General features: G+C 60.3%; 15 protein-coding genes, 1 pseudogene and 3 riboswitches. Of the genes and pseudogenes, 8 read left to right on the forward strand and 8 right to left on the reverse strand.

Annotation, left to right across the window (positions count from 1 at the left end):
- Positions 1 to 1,257 (forward strand): metal ABC transporter permease (locus K728_RS19690; protein WP_443111004.1); only part of this gene is annotated, 1,257 nt, incomplete at its 5' end.
- Positions 1,254 to 2,225 carry a metal ABC transporter permease gene (locus tag K728_RS0115550; RefSeq protein ID WP_084442918.1) on the forward strand — a complete coding sequence of 324 codons (972 nt, stop codon included), beginning with the start codon at positions 1,254 to 1,256 and terminating at the stop codon, positions 2,223 to 2,225. The genes K728_RS19690 and K728_RS0115550, both read left to right, overlap by 4 nt.
- Positions 2,226 to 2,389: 164 nt before the next feature.
- On the opposite strand, the gene K728_RS0115555 is transcribed toward K728_RS0115550, so the two are convergent.
- From K728_RS0115555 to thiO, 4 genes are all read right to left on the reverse strand, one after another.
- A complete protein-coding gene (locus K728_RS0115555) occupies positions 2,390 to 3,181 on the reverse strand; it encodes a 3-oxoacyl-ACP reductase (protein WP_024477250.1) in 792 nt (263 codons plus the stop codon).
- A gap of 53 nt (positions 3,182 to 3,234) precedes the next feature.
- A riboswitch (TPP riboswitch) is annotated at positions 3,235 to 3,343 on the reverse strand.
- 448 nt (positions 3,344 to 3,791) lie between these two features.
- Positions 3,792 to 4,580 carry a thiazole synthase gene (locus K728_RS0115560; protein ID WP_024477251.1) on the reverse strand — a complete coding sequence of 263 codons (789 nt, stop codon included), beginning with the start codon at positions 4,578 to 4,580 and terminating at the stop codon, positions 3,792 to 3,794.
- Positions 4,581 to 4,584: 4 nt separating this feature from the next.
- A complete protein-coding gene (gene thiS / locus K728_RS0115565; protein ID WP_024477252.1) occupies positions 4,585 to 4,821 on the reverse strand; it encodes a sulfur carrier protein ThiS in 237 nt (78 codons plus the stop codon).
- Positions 4,818 to 6,077, reverse strand: coding sequence for a glycine oxidase ThiO (thiO, locus tag K728_RS0115570; RefSeq protein ID WP_024477253.1), 1,260 nt, complete (start codon positions 6,075 to 6,077; stop codon positions 4,818 to 4,820). Before thiO ends, thiS begins: the two co-directional genes overlap by 4 nt.
- Positions 6,069 to 6,204: riboswitch (TPP riboswitch) on the reverse strand. Its footprint overlaps the gene before it by 9 nt.
- 11 nt (positions 6,205 to 6,215) lie before the next feature.
- On the opposite strand from thiO, the gene thiE reads away from it, so the two are divergent.
- Entirely contained in the window at positions 6,216 to 6,950 is a 735-nt protein-coding gene (thiE, locus tag K728_RS0115575) for a thiamine phosphate synthase (RefSeq protein ID WP_024477254.1), read from the forward strand.
- A gap of 256 nt (positions 6,951 to 7,206) precedes the next feature.
- Here thiE and thiC read toward each other — a convergent pair whose 3' ends face one another.
- Positions 7,207 to 8,928, reverse strand: coding sequence for a phosphomethylpyrimidine synthase ThiC (gene thiC / locus K728_RS0115580; protein ID WP_156911348.1), 1,722 nt, complete (start codon positions 8,926 to 8,928; stop codon positions 7,207 to 7,209).
- Between the two features lie 2 nt (positions 8,929 to 8,930).
- Positions 8,931 to 9,040: riboswitch (TPP riboswitch) on the reverse strand.
- Between the two features lie 324 nt (positions 9,041 to 9,364).
- Between thiC and K728_RS20750 the strand changes: the two genes are divergently transcribed.
- The 3 genes from K728_RS20750 (at position 9,365) to K728_RS0115590 (ending at position 11,264) form a co-directional block, all read left to right on the forward strand.
- Positions 9,365 to 9,580: a thiamine phosphate synthase gene (locus K728_RS20750; protein WP_084442919.1), complete on the forward strand. Its 216-nt coding sequence runs from the start codon at positions 9,365 to 9,367 to the stop codon at positions 9,578 to 9,580.
- Positions 9,568 to 10,461: a bifunctional hydroxymethylpyrimidine kinase/phosphomethylpyrimidine kinase gene (thiD, locus tag K728_RS0115585; RefSeq protein WP_024477256.1), complete on the forward strand. Its 894-nt coding sequence runs from the start codon at positions 9,568 to 9,570 to the stop codon at positions 10,459 to 10,461. The genes K728_RS20750 and thiD overlap by 13 nt, the downstream gene beginning before the upstream one ends.
- 170 nt (positions 10,462 to 10,631) lie before the next feature.
- On the forward strand, positions 10,632 to 11,264 hold the full coding sequence (locus tag K728_RS0115590; RefSeq protein WP_024477257.1) for a class I SAM-dependent methyltransferase: 633 nt from the start codon (positions 10,632 to 10,634) through the stop codon (positions 11,262 to 11,264).
- A gap of 129 nt (positions 11,265 to 11,393) precedes the next feature.
- Here K728_RS0115590 and K728_RS0115595 read toward each other — a convergent pair whose 3' ends face one another.
- Complete coding sequence (locus K728_RS0115595) at positions 11,394 to 12,149, reverse strand: GAF and ANTAR domain-containing protein (protein WP_024477258.1); 756 nt, start codon at positions 12,147 to 12,149, stop codon at positions 11,394 to 11,396.
- Between the two features lie 221 nt (positions 12,150 to 12,370).
- Between K728_RS0115595 and K728_RS20255 the strand changes: the two genes are divergently transcribed.
- Positions 12,371 to 13,198 (forward strand): GAF domain-containing protein, encoded by an 828-nt coding sequence (locus K728_RS20255; RefSeq protein ID WP_024477259.1) that lies wholly within the window; start codon positions 12,371 to 12,373, stop codon positions 13,196 to 13,198.
- 45 nt (positions 13,199 to 13,243) lie between these two features.
- Here K728_RS20255 and K728_RS22040 read toward each other — a convergent pair.
- Positions 13,244 to 13,477: pseudogene (locus K728_RS22040) on the reverse strand (IS3 family transposase); the annotation flags it as partial.
- 94 nt (positions 13,478 to 13,571) lie between these two features.
- Positions 13,572 to 14,078 (reverse strand): DUF6328 family protein, encoded by a 507-nt coding sequence (locus tag K728_RS0115610; RefSeq protein WP_019483900.1) that lies wholly within the window; start codon positions 14,076 to 14,078, stop codon positions 13,572 to 13,574.
- Between the two features lie 303 nt (positions 14,079 to 14,381).
- Here K728_RS0115610 and K728_RS0115620 point away from each other — a divergent pair.
- A protein-coding gene (locus K728_RS0115620; protein WP_116779319.1) for an IS3 family transposase occupies positions 14,382 to 15,529 on the forward strand; the annotation gives its coding sequence in 2 pieces (ribosomal slippage) (positions 14,382 to 14,646 and positions 14,646 to 15,529; 1,149 coding nt in all).
- Positions 15,530 to 15,558: the final 29 nt, after the last annotated feature.

The raw sequence follows: 15,558 nt of genomic DNA on the forward strand, positions 1-15,558 counted from the left end.
TGCTGCGGCCGGGGAGGCGTCGACGTGGGACCGGTAATTAGTGGGATTCCCCTGCCTTACCCGGACGCCGTCGTGGCTGCCGGAGCCGCGGTACTCGGGCTGCTTGCCGGAGTTGTCGGCGTCCTGGCTGTTCTACGCCAGCGGACCCTGGTGGCGGACGCGCTTTCCCACGCCGCTCTGCCCGGGGTCGCCGTGGCGTTCCTCATCACGGGAGTCACCGCGGCCTCATCATTGATTGTTGGGGCCGCCGTCGCCGGTCTCATCGGGGCCGGCGCCATCGTCGCGGTCGAGCGGACCAGCCGCATTCGCCCCGATGCGGCGATCGGAGTCGTGCTCTCAGGGTTCTTCTCCATCGGCATTGTCCTGCTCACCTACATCGCCGGAACAAACAACGCCAACCAGGCCGGACTGCAGAACTACCTTTTCGGTCAGGCCGCGGGCCTACTCGAAGAGGACGTCACCGTTTTCGCCGTCCTGGCGGTCACAGCACTGGGATTTACCGCATTGATGTTCAGGGTTTTGAAAACCACCCTGTTCGATCAGGCGTTCGCAGCCTCGTTGGGGTTACGGGTGCGCGCGGTAGAGTATCTGATGACCGCACTGCTGGTAGTCGCCGTCATTGTCGGCATCCGCACCGTCGGCGCGATACTCATGGTCGCGATGATCGTCGCTCCTGCCGCCGCCGCCCGGCAATTCACCACAAGACTCGCCTCCATGCTGTTGCTGGCCGGGCTCATCGGCGCCGCTGTCGCTGTGACTGGGGCATTGATTTCCACCGCCACCCAAACCCCTACAGGTCCGGTCATTGTCCTGACCGGCCTCGCCGTGGTCCTGGTTTCCCTAGCTCTGGCTCCCCGCCGCGGAATCCTCTGGCGTGCGCACAAACTCCGCCGGGACCGCCGGGACCGCCAACGGACCGGTCTCCTTGCCGAGATTGCCGCCGCCGAACGGACAGGACAGACGCTCACACCCGCGTCCCTAGCCGGGGACGCCCGGACCCGGCGCCGGGCACTACACGACCTGGAGAACTCCCGTCTGCTACAGCAGTGCGACGGGCAGCTCCACCTGACCGGAGCCGGCCACACCGCTGCACAGCCGATCCTGGAACGCGAGCACCTATGGACAGCATGGCTCAAACACGGACATCAACTCGACTCCCCGGTGGTCCGGGAACCGAATCCGGTGGATATCCGCGGAAGCCTCGGAGATGATGTCGCCGACCAACTGCTCGCCCTCACCCGGGCAGAGGCATCATGAGTTCCGCCCTGGCCATCATGGTCACCGCAGGCCTGACCGCCACAGCCTGCGGCCTGCTGGGACCGTTCATGGTGCTCCGGCGCACCGTCCTGATGGCCGACGCCGTCTCCCACGCGGTACTGCCGGGCATTGTCCTGATCTATGTGCTCTTCCATACCCGGGCGCCGCTACCGGTCATCATCGGAGCCACCATATTCGCCGTCCTCTGCGTCCTCTGCGTCGAGGCCCTGCGCTCCAGTGGGCTGGTAAAGGCCGACGCCGCGATAGCGCTAATCTTCCCCGCCCTGTTCTCGATCGGTGTGCTGGGCATCAATCATTACGCTTCGGACATCCACCTGGACCTGGACTCGACGATCTACGGTGAGATCGCGTTCGTTCCCTTCCGCACCATCGACGTACTCGGCACCGAATTGCCGCAGGCACTGCTCGTAATCGGCACCATTGCGCTTCTGAACGCGGTCCTGATCACCGTGTTCTGGAAACCAATCAAAGTAAGCACCTTCGACCCAGGCTTCGCCCGGACGATAGGTATCCGACCGCAGCTGGTCTCACAATTGCTGCTCGTTGCGGTCGCCATCACCGCAGTGACAGCGTTTGAAGCGGTCGGGGCGATCCTCGTTATCACCCTGCTGATTGTCCCGGCCGCCACCGCCTACCTGCTCACCGACCGGATCTGGCTCATGATCACCGTAACTGTCGCCATCGGCTGGACATCAGCCATCGCCGGCTACCAAGGTGCGGCTGCCCTGGACGCCTCCATCGCCGGCGCCATGGGCGTCATCGCTACCGCCTGCTTCACCCTGGCCCTCGTGGCATCACCAAAATACGGTTTGGCAGCTCGCTTTATCCAACGCAGGCAAGGCCGCCGCCGCACAGCCCGCTCTGACCACAGAAGGCGGAACCCGGTAGACCGTCAAGACGATGTGGACGCCGGACGCCGATCGACCTCCTGGAAACAGGGCGAATAAGCAAAGAACACCGCATTCAAGCAACCGCCCGACAGTACGGCGGCTGCTCAAAGTAGTTGATGTCCCCAGCCCGATCAGCTAATGACTGTGAAGGCGCCGTGCTGCTTCATGCTGTCCAAAGCCGAAGATAAACAGATTCGAGTGCAGATGGCGGCCCGCTGATATCACCCCTTCACTAACCCGCCGTCCACGATCAGATTCTGCCCGGTTACCGACCGCGACCATGGGGAGGCGAAGAACAATGCGGCATCCGCGAACTCTTCCGGAGTAGTGACCCGGCGCAGTGGGGTCCCGGCGGCAATGACATCAAAAACTGCCTCCGGTGTTGCCGAACTGGCATCCGTGGTGCGTAGCAACCCACCCGAAATCATGTTCACAGTTATCCCCTCTGGGCCCAGATCATGCGAGAGTGTGCGGGTCAGCGAAAGCAGTGCCGCTTTCGCCGCCGTGTAGTCGTGGTACGGAACGACCGGGTGCTGAAATAGATTGGTGCCCACATTGATGACACGCCCAAAGTCGGCCGCCTGCATCCCAGGCAATACCGCCTGCACAGTGTTCAAGGCCCCCCGTACGGTACCGGCGAACTGCTGATCCAGATCTTCCCACCTCAACGTGTCCGCGTGCGGTCGGGCTTCGCCGTTGAAGGAGAAGTCAGTCAACGCATTGTTAATGATCGTGGTAATAGGGGAACCGAAATGTGCTCCTGCTTCCTTGACCATGGCAGAGACCTGCTGCGCATCACGCACATCCGCCCGGATAGCCACAGCCCGTTCAGGAAAAGTTGCCGCCGTTTCCCGGGCCGCGTCCGCACTTTCTAGATAATTGATCACCACGCGGGAGCCTTCATTCAGGAAAGACTGCACTAGGCGGGCGCCGAGCCCGCGGCCACCTCCGGTGACCAGTACTACCTGATCACGGATGGAAAGGACGTTGGGGGAGGATGTTGTGGACTGCATGAAGATCACCTTTCGACCGGTGACGAAGGCACGAAGCGTAGATGCAGATAACCGTTCACCGGTGCTGACATCCCTTCGCCAGTACTAACTGGAGCAGGTTCACCGGGTTTGATCTCAGCCCCTGGCCGACTTTCGCCGTGCCGGGCACCCCGTGTCACTTCCACCGACCATATCCCATAAGGAAACCTGTTAGCACGACGTCTTACACTCGCCCGGCCTGTCTCCGGCTGGTGGTATGTCGACCATAACGACCCCGAATGATCACCGCTATTGAGGACGCGCAGAGGCTGCAGTGTTTTCTGTTGGGTGGCATCAAGGACATTGACTGATCGATGCTGGCTGGCATGCGCTACATCATTTGTGCAAACGCGGAATGGATCTTCGGCCAGCCTCTCGATGACGGCACTCCTGGACGTCTAGTCACTTCTCTGCCAGCATCGGTGAAGGCGAGTGTTACGTATCCTGGACACTGTCACTCGATAACGCAGCACACCCTGCAGCTGAGCCAACAATAGTGATCTCCACAAATCTCATCCCGGCGGACGCCGCCGATCTCTCGATGTTCAGCGTAGATAGGGTTTTTCGTACCCGTTGTCACGGATTTCGGATATCAGCACATTTGTTCGAGGTGGGGGCGGCCTTGGGTGGGGGAGGAGGCTTGGGCGTGGGTGCGTTTGGGTATCCGGCCGGCTTGTGAGGCAAGTCGGCCGGCGATAACGGCGTGTTTGAAGGCTGTCGCCATTACTATCGGGTTCTGTGCTCTGGTGACTGCTGTGGCGAGCAGGACCGCGTCGCAGCCCAGCTCCATTGCCAGTGCGGCGTCGGAGGCTGTGCCGATCCCGGCGTCTAAAACTATCGGAACTGTTGCCCTTGAGGCGATGAGTTCGATGTTGTGGGGGTTTAGGATACCCAGCCCCGTCCCAATAGGGGACCCCAGGGGCATAACGGCTGTAGCTCCGAGTTGTTCTAGTCGTCGGGCCAGGATGGGATCGTCGTTAGTGTATGCGAAGACCTTGAAGCCTTTCGTGACCAGTGTTTCGGTGGCCTCGATGAGTTCCAGCGCATCAGGTAGCAGGGTTTGTTCATCGGCGATTACTTCAAGTTTTATCCAGTCCGTTGCCAGTGCCTCCCGCGCCAGTTCAGCGGTCATGACCGCTTCGCGGGCAGTGAAACATCCTGCCGTGTTCGGTAATATCCGGATCCCTTGCTCGTTGAGTAATTCGAACAAGGACCCACCCGTCTCGGGGTTGTACCTTCGCAGCGCCACGGTTGTCAGTTCCGTTCCCGATGCTGCCAGAGCCGCCCCCAGGCCTTCCAGGCTTGGGGTTCCCCCGGTTCCCATGATCAGCCGGGAGCTAAGCGCAACCCCGTCGATTGTTAACGCGTCGTTGTCAGTCAATGTTTTATCCTCCCTGGACGGCGGTAAGAATTTCGATGTCGTCACCGTTCTGGATGGTTACCTCAACCCAACGGGTGCGGGGTACGAGCTCGGCGTTGACTGCAACGGCTACACCCAACTGTTTTTTATCGATTGGTTGCCCGGCATCGGTCAACTCACGGCCGGTCAGCTCGGTGATTAGGTGCTTGAGGGTGGAAACCGAAACGGTATTCCGGGGTTGTCCGTTCAATGTGAAGCTCATAGGGCAATCCTTACTTCATCAGGAAAACTGTTATGACGGGAAGCATCAGGACGGGACGCTTCGGCGAAGTGCCCGAGGTTACTGAACCGGTCGGGTCGGAATCGCTCGATGTCGATCTCCGGTATGTTTTGGCTGATCAGGTCCGCGCAGAGGCGGGCGGTGATCGGTGCCAGCAGCACCCCGTGCCGGAAGAAACCGGTAGCGACCACAAGTCCACGCACATCGGAGCCGTCCGGCTCCCTGCACCGGCCAAGCAGGGGAGCGTTGTCCGGGGTCCCCGGTCGGGGGCGGCAGAGGGCTTCGAGCAGTTCGAGTTCCGCGACTGCCGGGATCAGCGTCTGAGCATCCCGGAGTAGTTCGTAGACACCTCCCGCGGAAAGCCCCGCGGACCCGTTTTCCCGTTGAGTGGCACCTATCACCACCGTTCCATCCTGCCGGGGCACCACATATATGGACGACCCGCGGACCAACCCGCGGACCGTGGAGGTTATGAGCGGTCGAAGGTGTTCGGGTACGCGCAGGCGGAGAATGTCCCCGTACACCGGACGTAACGGTAGCCGCAGCCCTGTCGGCAGGCCATCAATGTTTACCGCACCGAGCCCGTTAGCCAGGATGATCTCATCAGCATCAATCCGCTCTCCGTTCTCCAACAACACACCGGTCACAGCAACACGGTCAGTAGCATCGTCATGGATAAGTGCGGAAACCGAAACGGGCACCGTGCGCGCGGTCGTCTGTTTGGCTAGTGCTGCTTGGAGGGCAACGGCCATAGCCCGCGGATCAACCTGATGATCCTCAGGAACCAGGAACGCTCCTGAAAGCTGCGGGCCGAGCAGCGGCTCCAGACGCCTCGCCTGACTAGTGGTGAGTGCTTCCACCTGAAGCCCAAGACTTGACTGGACAGAGCGCAGGTCGGTCAGGGCCTGCCGATCCGCCGCATCGACACCGGCGACCAGGGTATGCCTCCGCTGGTAGCCGGTTCCAATCCCGGAGGCGGCCTCCAGCTCCGTGATGAAGTCTCGGTATGCCCGGGCCGAGGGCAGCGTCAGGTCCAGCAAAGACTCTTCCTGATAATGGAACTCACTGACCGGGGCCAGCATCCCCGCCGCAGCATGGGTAGCTCCGGAAGCGGGCGCGGGATCAATCAGCGTGACCTGGTGGCCGCGACGGCTGGCCTCCCAGCCGATGGCCAATCCGATGATCCCGCCACCGACAATGACGGTGTGCGCGAGGCGGTCCGGGTTATGAATAGTCATCAGAGTCCTTCCTACGCCGGGCTTAACCGGTTCAGGTTCGTACGGTCGGCGTCGAACGCCCTCTCAGCCCTACCAGTCCGCCAATGTAGGAACACTGGCGGAAGATCGGGCTCCCGTGGAGCTATTAGTCTAAGGCGTATGGCCTTTATCTCAGATGTTTTCCCCCTCCCGCCGGATCTGAACGACGGTGGCACGTCGTCAACGGTCAGTACGGCAGCCCTGCACCGGCAACAGTTCGCATCAGCGCAGTTGTACCTGTGCACGGATTCACGAAAGGAAAGGGGTGACTTCGCGGAGTTCGTCGACGCCGCCTATGCCGGTGGTGTGGATATCATCCAGCTTCGCGACAAAAAGATCGACGCAGTCGAAGAACTCGCCTGTCTCGCGGCTCTGCGTACGGCAGCGGATCGACACGGCAAACTCTTTTCCGCCAATGACAGGGCAGACATCGCCCGACTCAGCGGCGCACCGGTCTTCCACATAGGACAAAAAGATCTGCCAGTACCTGACGCCCGGCAGCTATTAGGCCCCGAACCGATCATCGGTCTATCCTGCCATTCCCCGGCCCAAGTCGCCGCTGCCATGACCACAAGTGGGCTGGATTACTTCTGTACCGGCCCTGTCTGGGCTACACCCACGAAACCTGGCCGTGCTCCCTCCGGGCTTAAATTGGTGCGTTACGCAGCAGCACGTTCGGCCGAGACCTCATCCCCACGGGCTTGGTTTGCCATTGGAGGAATCGATCACACCACCATCGGCCAGGTCGTCGAAGCCGGGGCCCGCCGGGTTGTTGTCGTACGAGCCATCACAGAAGCCGACGACCCATCCTCCGCCGCCAAATCCCTCAAATCAGCCCTCCCGGCGCTCACCTAACCTTTCCACGTGTCAGGGCCAATCAACTTTTACCTTGCTGCATATGTGACACACCATTGATGAAACAGTCCCAAGCTGTGGCTCGGGTGGAGCTTTCGGCACCCGGGGTAGTTCATCCCTTGGATGCAAAACGGAACTTAGATCAAAGGACCAACAAATTCGGAGGCACAGGCGGCTACTACAAGTACCGCAAAGGTCTCATCTCCGTGACCCGCCTGAGCAGGCAACGGTTGATCCCATGGCTACTTTGTGCTTTTTAGGTTTGGGGTAGAGCGGGTTCGGGAAGGTAAACCTTGCCGCCTGAGGCGCGGAATTCGGCGGACTTTCCTGCCATCCCGGCGATAGCTTCCTGCGCGGCGGCGCCCCCGAATTGGTCCCTGATGTCCTGGGAGATCCGCATGGAACAGAATTTCGGTCCGCACATCGAGCAGAAGTGTGCAGTTTTCGCCGGTTCGGCAGGAAGTGTTTCGTCGTGGAACTGCTCAGCCGTCTCGGGGTCCAGCGAAAGCGCGAACTGGTCACGCCACCGGAACTCGAAGCGTGCCTTTGAGAGGGCGTCGTCCCGCTCCCCAGCGCCCGGGTGTCCTTTGGCTAGATCGGCGGCATGCGCGGCAATCTTATAGGTGATCACTCCGGTCTTGACGTCGTCCCGATTGGGCAGGCCGAGGTGTTCCTTCGGCGTCACGTAACAGAGCATGGCGGTGCCGTACCGGGCGATTTCGGTCGCCCCAATTGCTGACGTGATGTGGTCGTAACCTGGCGCGATGTCGGTGACGAGCGGGCCGAGGGTGTAGAAGGGGGCCCCGTTGCACAATTCCTGCTGCCTTTCCACGTTCTCCCGGACCAGGTGGAAGGGGATGTGGCCAGGTCCCTCCACCATGACCTGGACGTCGTACGCCCAGGCCCGTTTCGTTAGCTCGGCAAGGGTGTCCAGTTCGGCGAACTGCGCGGCATCATTGGCGTCCGCGATGGACCCGGGTCGCAGCCCATCACCGAGTGAGAAGGCGACGTCGTACCGGGCGAAAATCTCACACAGTTCATCGAAGTGCGTGTACAGGAAGTTTTCTTGATGGTGAGCTAGGCACCACCCGGCCATGATCGATCCACCCCGGGAGACGATGCCAGTGACGCGCTCGGCGGTGAGTGGAACGTAGCGCAGCAGCACTCCGGCGTGGATGGTCATGTAGTCCACGCCCTGCTCGCACTGCTCAATAACAGTGTCGCGGAAGATTTCCCAGGTCAGGTCGTTAGCCTCGCCGTTCACTTTCTCCAGTGCTTGGTAGATGGGTACGGTGCCAATGGGCACCGGGGAGTTGCGGATGAGCCACTCACGGGTGGTGTGAATGTCATCTCCTGTTGAAAGGTCCATGACGGTGTCTGCGCCCCACTGGGTTGCCCACTGCATTTTGCTGACTTCTTCGGCGATGGAACTGGTGACCGCCGAATTGCCGATATTGGCGTTGATCTTCACGAGGAAGGCCTTGCCGATAATCATCGGCTCCGATTCGGGGTGATTGATGTTGTTGGGGATGATCGCGCGCCCGGCTGCGACTTCGGAGCGGACCAGTTCGACGTCGCAATTTTCGCGTAACGCGACAAACCGCATCTCCTCGGTGATGACCCCGTGACGCGCGTAGTGCATTTGCGTAACGATCTTCCTGTCGCGGGAGCGCAGCGGGATGGGCTGCACACCCTTCCATTCCTGGCTGGCACGGCCGCGGCGGACCGCCGACTTGCCGTCGTCGAACAGGTTCCGTTCGCGCCCCTGATACTGCTCGACGTCGTCCCGGCCGTCAATCCAGGGCCGCCTCAGCGGCGGCAGGCCCACCACCGGATCACTGCCCGGACCGGCGGTGCGGTAGACGCGAAGTGGTTCGTTAGGACGGTTGCCCGGTGAGTTTTCGAGGGCGATTTCCGTGACCGGTACAGCCAGCCCATGCTCGGAATCGTGAACATACGAAAGGGACTGTGAATTCATAGCACTCAAAGGTTCCTACTTCCTTCGCCGGCATTACCCGGACAGGTTCAACGGTCGCGGACTGCCTCAGCCCGATCTCAGCCCCTGCAACAGGGCACCCGTGTGGATAAAACGACCCTAACACCCCTACCCAGAAAAGTGGGACCTGCGGTCCGGCCCCAACACAATGAACAAACTCGAATAAATCGATTCGAACGGGCAACTTGTGGGAGCAATGAGTGATAACGATGGCCGTAGATAATCCGAGCATCAAACGCATCCTTTCCCGGTATTACCCGGACAGGTTCCTGCGGCCAACAATGCTTTCATTCGCCCTGTTTGCCTAGTAGATGCCCAAGCTCCCGTTCTACCGGAAGTGACCGTAGTCTCGCTGCTGCCTAGGCTTAACCCTTCGGAGACAGACACCCTGCAAAAGGGCTGTTCCTAACCGCATCCGTTGGGGACCCTGGCTCTGTTCTACGAACGGGATGCTGAAAGGCTAGGGTGGCAGTCAAGCACATCGCCCTGCGTCGCTATCGGGGGTATCAGCCGCGTTGACGTACGTTCATTGCGTGATGCCGGTGCCGCCGGGGCGGCCGTTGTTTCAGCGGTCTGCGCAATCGACGATCCCCGGACCGCAGCCGAATCGCTTAAGGAGGAATGGTGTTACTAGAAGCTTCAACGCTGCACCGCATACCGCGGGTCCTCAGCATCGCCGGAACAGACCCGACCGGTGGTGCCGGGATCCAGGCCGACCTGAAAAGCATCGCCGCCATGGGCGGGTACGGAATGGCGGTCGTCACGTCCCTCTTGGCACAGAACACCCTCGGTGTCCGTTCCGTTCACACGCCGCCGGCACATTTCCTGATTGAACAGCTCGAAGCGGTCAGCGATGACGTCACTATCGACGCCGTGAAAATCGGCATGCTGACAGATGCGGGAACCATCACCGTCGTCCGGGACTGGCTCCGCCAAGTGCACCCGCCGCTGGTAGTACTGGATCCCGTCATGGTAGCCAGCAGCGGGGACAGGCTCCTGGCTGCCGACGCCGAAACCGCGTTACGGGAGTTGGTGAGCCAAGCGGATCTGGTCACCCCTAATCTTCCCGAACTCGCGGTCCTGGTGGATGAACCAAAGGCCGAGGATTGGCCTGCAGCTATCGAACAGGGCAAGAAGCTGTCCACAGCATCGGGAACAATCGTGCTCGTCAAAGGCGGCCACCTGTCAACAGAATCCAGTCCCGACGCACTCGTCGATGTCACCGGTCGGATAGGTCGTGCCAGCGAAAGCGTCGTGGAATTCATCCACCCTCGGGTTACAACCAAAAACACTCACGGAACCGGGTGTTCCCTGTCCTCCGCCGTCGCTACCGTCATGGCACGCACCGGTGATTGGGCCGATGCCGTCCGCCAGGCGAAGAACTGGTTGCAGGACACACTCATCCACGCCGACGAATTACAGGTAGGACACGGCAACGGGCCTATCAACCACTTCCACCAGCTATGGGCCGCGGCCCATACCCTGCAGCACAAACAGGACAGCAGCACGCCTTAAGGAAGAGGGCGTGTCCTATCGGTTTCGGGCCCAATAAGTCCGCCGATGAATACGAGAATCCCGGCGAGAACGGGCAATAGATGATTCGGTGCCATCCGTAGGTGCCACCGGACTACCGACGAGGGCTCATGCCAGCTGGACTCCTACCCGGGGACCCAACCATGGGTTTCATGATCCCAAGTGCTGACCTCGATGCTTACGCAGACAAGATGCGCCAGCTTGTGGGAAAGGGTACGGATTTCGAGGTCGACGCACGGTTTATAGACATGCTGGCCCACCGCAACAGTCGGATCCTCGATATAGGGTGCGGCATCGGATCGGCAGCTAACGCACTGCGTCAGAGCGGGCACAGGGCTTACGGCATTGATCCGACTCGGGCGGTTCTGGATGTGGCCGAGGACATTTTCGATGGAGGTTGGTATCGACAACTGGCAGTGGAAGAACTATCCGACGAGCGCCTGCGCGCCGAGGGTCTTCCCGACCGGTACGAGGTCATCCTGATGTCAGGCAACGTGCCAGCGTTCCTTTCTGAAGAGATTTTGGAGGACGCTTTCAGGAAGGTCTCTGGGCTGTTAGTAGACGGTGGTTTGTTTGTCGTTGGTACCACCGCTGCTACAAGGGGTGGTCCGAAGGCCCAAGACGCCGCGGCAAGGCTCGCAGGATTACTGTTCCTGAATCGATTCTCCGATTGGCACCTCAGCTCCTTCGAACAGGACTCAGCCTGGTCGGTGAGCGTTCATTCCAAACCAGGTGCGCTAAACGCTCATACCGGACCCGACGGGATCTTCATCCTGAAGCACTGACACCCGAATAGCCGGTCTCAGTGAACCGTCCCGGGAATCATGCCGCCTGTTTGTTGGCGGCGGCGTCGGGTGACGGACCGGCTTGTAGATCATAATATGTTTGCTCGTATTCCTCTGCTGCAACCCGGCTCAGTTTTTCCCGTAGCTCTGCCCGGGGGCGGGGGCGAAGTGGGTGGTTGCCGGCGCCGAGTTGATCGTCTGGACGATCCGTTCCGCCAGCGCACGTAGTTTGATCTGTTGATGCCTGGCAGCCCGCCGGAGTATTTGAACCGCTTCAGCCTGGGTGCAGTGGTTCTGGGCGATAATAATTCCCACAGCCATGTCAATGTTCGTGCGTGATTCCATGGCTGCGTGAAGATCCGCCGCAGCGTCTCGATAGAACGCCAGTTTAAGGGCCAGCTCAAGGCTGCTGGCGGCCTCACCCGCGTACAGTTCAAAATGTTCAACAACGTTCGGGGTGAAAACCTCGGGCTTGCGACTGTAGAGGTTGAGCGCGACCCCGTCGTCTCCACCGATCACCACGGGTATGGCAAGGATTGAGGCAAACCCGCGGTCCTCCAAACCTTGGAAGAACACCGGCCATCGCCTATCGCTACGGACATCTGCGACAACAACAGTCCGCCCGGTCCGGGCAGCTTGGATGCAAGGACTGTCGCTGTAACCGTGCTGAACCTCATCCAGTTCAATAGCCTCGCCGCTGCTGCCCGCGGTCACAAACCGGTCCCTTCGTTTGAGGGTGATCCCACACAGAACCTCGACCTTCGGACCCAGGATTTTCGACGCGTGCACAGTGAACGCCTCGAGGAACACCTCGACATTCTCGGACCGCAGAATCAGCTCCTGAAGCTGCGCTGCAACCGACCCCACACCCTGGCCTTCTGCCATGGCTACAGTCTAGAACCGGCGGCACCACGCACCAGGGTATGTGGACCATATTCTCGCTGACACAACAAAAGCTGACACAACAAAGAGGCAGTTTTTCTGACATTCATGTCCGGCCCTCGGCTAACCTTTAGTGGGCTGGGGTATTCATTGATATCGCTGGGAACTATACGCCCCCTGGTGTACAGGGCAGTCGGTCCCAGGAAGCGAGTTGAAGGCTATTCATGGATGCACGAACACAGCAGCAGCTCACCGTCGCCGGTGCGACCCAGACCCGAATGAAACCGGCCCAGTTGTGGATCGAGTACTTCGCCCGGGGTGGAGTGCTGTCCCAGATTGAGCTGGAGGCCTACCTGTTAGGCGTGGTGGGCTTGCCCCCGGTTGAACGAGACATCCTTGCCCTCACCCTCAACGAAATTCTGCAGAACACCACTTCGCAGTACCGCGTCCCCTACAGCACCGACGCTGAGGTAACGAGTACTAACAGTACGGGTCAGATGATTTCTGGCAGCCTCGATCAGGCGCAGGAGATTGTGGATCAGGCGCTCAGCGATTTGGGCGCCGCTGGTGTGTCCTTCCTCCTGCCGGGAGAGGCCGAATATCAGCGGCTGGTGGCCGTTGACCAGACCGGTTTGGTAGACACCGCCGCCGAGGAACGCTTCGACCGGATCACCCGTCAGGCACAGGAACACTTCGGGGTCAGCTCTGCAAGCGTGGCCCTGATCACTGACCGGAGGCAGTTCCTCAAATCGGTTGTAGGACCGCTCGGTCAGAACACGCCCCGGGACGTTGCGCTGTGCAATGAAACCATCCGCCGGGCCGGTCCGCTGATCATCAACGACACATTGGCCGATCTGCGATTTAGGGACAATCCACTGGTCACCGGCGAACCGCGCATCCGCTTCTACGCCGGGTACCCGATATTCGGGACGAAAGGGTGGGCCGTTGGCACTTTCTGCATCATCGACCAGAAACCCCGGGGCTTCTCCGCAGACGACCAACAAGAACTCAAAGCCCTAGCAATGATCATCCAACAGGAGATCAATAACTGAGGAATGGGCTGCGGTATCGATCGCAACGTTGGCTGGAATGCAAGCGGTGCGGTGCTCGGTGATGTCGGTCATCCACAATTGATCTAGCGCCGTCGCCGTGAAGTTCCGCTGGACATGATCATCGTGGACCGGTGGGCCAGCTTTGCGGGTCAGACCGCGTTTTTTGGTGAAGACGGACCAGATGCGTTGGCTGCTGCACAACCGGGAGACCCCGTTGTCTCCGACGGTGAAGCCCCGAACTTCGAGTTCGTCGGCGATGAACCGGTACCCGAACGCGGGGCCGCGTTGAATGTGATTTGATACCGCACCCGTCGAGCGCGGAAGTGCAAGGAGGATCCTTGGGCCACTCAGGTGAGGATCGAAGCGAGGAGGGTCACTGATCGGGTGGACCTGTGTTCTGCCGTCCGACGACGGTGGGGTAGACCAACCAGAGTAGGGCTGCGGCGACCAACAGGCCGATCAGGACGACTAGTGCTGCCGTTCTATCAAGCACGATGTCAAAGACGAGGGCAGCACCGCCGGCCGCGAGGAGGGCAGTGCCCAATAGCGAAAAACGCACCAACACGGCACTGCGTTCGACTATCTGCCGTTTGAGGCGGCGCCGGAACAATGACCGGTGAAGACCGATCGGTCCCAGCAGCAGAACAATCATCACTGCAGCGATAATCACCAGGATCAGGTAGGTGACACGCTGGACGTCGTCGAGGTCGTCGAACGTGGGTTGAAACGGGATCGTGAATAAAAAAGCAATAAGAATTTGTGTGCCCGTTTGCATCACCCGCAGTTCCTGCAGCAGTTCATTCCAGTTCCGATCCGACTGCTCCTCAAGGGTTTCCTGTCGAGTCTGATCCACGATGGTCTTGTCGGCTGGCTTTTCCATAAGTCTTCCTCAATGTGTTGCAATGCCTATAAGAGCGCAGGGTACCTGAACCTCTTCACACCCGGATAGGGCCGAATGTCCGGACCGAAGATTACTGTTATCCCTTTCAAGCAGCGGGTTCCATCTCGGGCTCATATGGATTTCCCATGGAAGGGATCGGATACTCAGCCCAGGGGAGGCGATGGTCCTGAGACCACCATTGCCGCCTCGGGGAGCCGCGTTCGTGGTTGGGTCCCCGGGTAGGAGTCCAGTGATTATGTGAGTTTCGCATCCGATAATGGGTGCAGGAGGAAATTCACCGATATGGCACGTAGACATACCCCTGATCAGGTCATCGCGAAGGTCCGGCAGGGCCAGAAGATGCTCAACGATGGACGGCCGATGATTGAGGTCGTGAAGGAACTGCAGGTTACCGAAGCGACCTGGTACCGGTGGCTGAACCAATACGGTTCCGAGCACAACGCCGGCCAGACCAAAGCGGTACGGGAGCTCGAGAAGGAAAACGCCCGGCTGAAGAAGCTGGTTGCGGAGAAGGAACTGACCATCGACATACTCAATGAGGTGGCGCGGGGAAAATTTTGAGCCCGGAACCTCGGCGGCGTGCGGTGCGCATGGCGCAGGAGAAGTTCGGGGCGTCCGAAAGACTCGCCTGCAAGATCCTGGGCCAGAACCGTTCCGCGTTGCGCAAGGGGCGGCCGGTCGCGAGCTTCGAAGACCACCGGCTGCGGGTCGATCTGAGGGCTGTTGCGGGGAAGCATCCGGCGTGGGGGTGGCGGAAGGCGCGCTGGCACCTACTCAGCCAGCCAGCCTGGCATGGGGTGGCCTTGAACGCGAAGCGGGTGCGCCGGCTGTGGCGACTCGAGGGACTTACCTGCAAGCCCAGGGCGCGAAAGAAGCGACGGACTGGGCCAGGGGCTGGTGAGCAGAAGCGGTTGGCTGCCCAGTATCCGATGCATGTGGTCAGCTTTGACTTCCAATCCGATGTGACCTCCTGCGGGCGCCATGTGAGATTCTTCAACGTCATCGATGAATACACCCGTACCGCCCTGGCCATCATCCCGCGGCGGTCTTTCACCGCGACGGATGTGGTCGCGGTGCTCGAGGACATCATCGCCGAAACCGGTGTCGTGCCGACGTATGTCCGCTCGGATAACGGGCCGGAATTTACCGCCGCGGCGCTGATCAGCTGGTGCCAAACCGCGGGGGTGGAGACCGCTTTTATTGACCCGGGGTCGCCGTGGCAGAACGGGTACGCCGAGTCATTCAACGCCCAATTCAGAAGGGAACAACTCACCGGGGAAATCATCGACACCCTGGCCGAAGCAAAGTACCTGGCCGATGAATGGAAACAGATCTACAATCATGAACGGCCCCATGGATCCCTCGATGGAATGACACCGTCGGCTTACTGGGAAAACTGGACCGCAGGAAACCAACTAGCTATCGCATAGCCACTGGACTGCTAACGGGGGCCCAACCA

Source organism: Arthrobacter sp. CAL618, assembly GCF_000468215.1.
In the GTDB taxonomy this organism is placed as follows: Bacteria; Actinomycetota; Actinomycetes; order Actinomycetales; family Micrococcaceae; genus Arthrobacter_D.

Bases quoted from the DNA above. Each gene is read 5' to 3' on its own strand.
- K728_RS20255 (WP_024477259.1), top strand. From the start codon at position 12,371: ATGGATGCACGAACACAGCAGCAGCTCACCGTCGCCGGTGCGACCCAG.
- K728_RS0115550 (WP_084442918.1), top strand. From the start codon at position 1,254: ATGAGTTCCGCCCTGGCCATCATGGTCACCGCAGGCCTGACCGCCACA.
- thiD (WP_024477256.1), top strand. From the start codon at position 9,568: ATGGTGTTACTAGAAGCTTCAACGCTGCACCGCATACCGCGGGTCCTC.
- K728_RS0115555 (WP_024477250.1), bottom strand. From the start codon at position 3,181: ATGCAGTCCACAACATCCTCCCCCAACGTCCTTTCCATCCGTGATCAG.
- thiO (WP_024477253.1), bottom strand. From the start codon at position 6,077: ATGACTATTCATAACCCGGACCGCCTCGCGCACACCGTCATTGTCGGT.
- thiS (WP_024477252.1), bottom strand. From the start codon at position 4,821: ATGAGCTTCACATTGAACGGACAACCCCGGAATACCGTTTCGGTTTCC.
- K728_RS0115595 (WP_024477258.1), bottom strand. From the start codon at position 12,149: ATGGCAGAAGGCCAGGGTGTGGGGTCGGTTGCAGCGCAGCTTCAGGAG.
- K728_RS0115590 (WP_024477257.1), top strand. From the start codon at position 10,632: ATGATCCCAAGTGCTGACCTCGATGCTTACGCAGACAAGATGCGCCAG.
- thiE (WP_024477254.1), top strand. From the start codon at position 6,216: ATGGCCTTTATCTCAGATGTTTTCCCCCTCCCGCCGGATCTGAACGAC.
- thiC (WP_156911348.1), bottom strand. From the start codon at position 8,928: ATGAATTCACAGTCCCTTTCGTATGTTCACGATTCCGAGCATGGGCTG.
- K728_RS0115610 (WP_019483900.1), bottom strand. From the start codon at position 14,078: ATGGAAAAGCCAGCCGACAAGACCATCGTGGATCAGACTCGACAGGAA.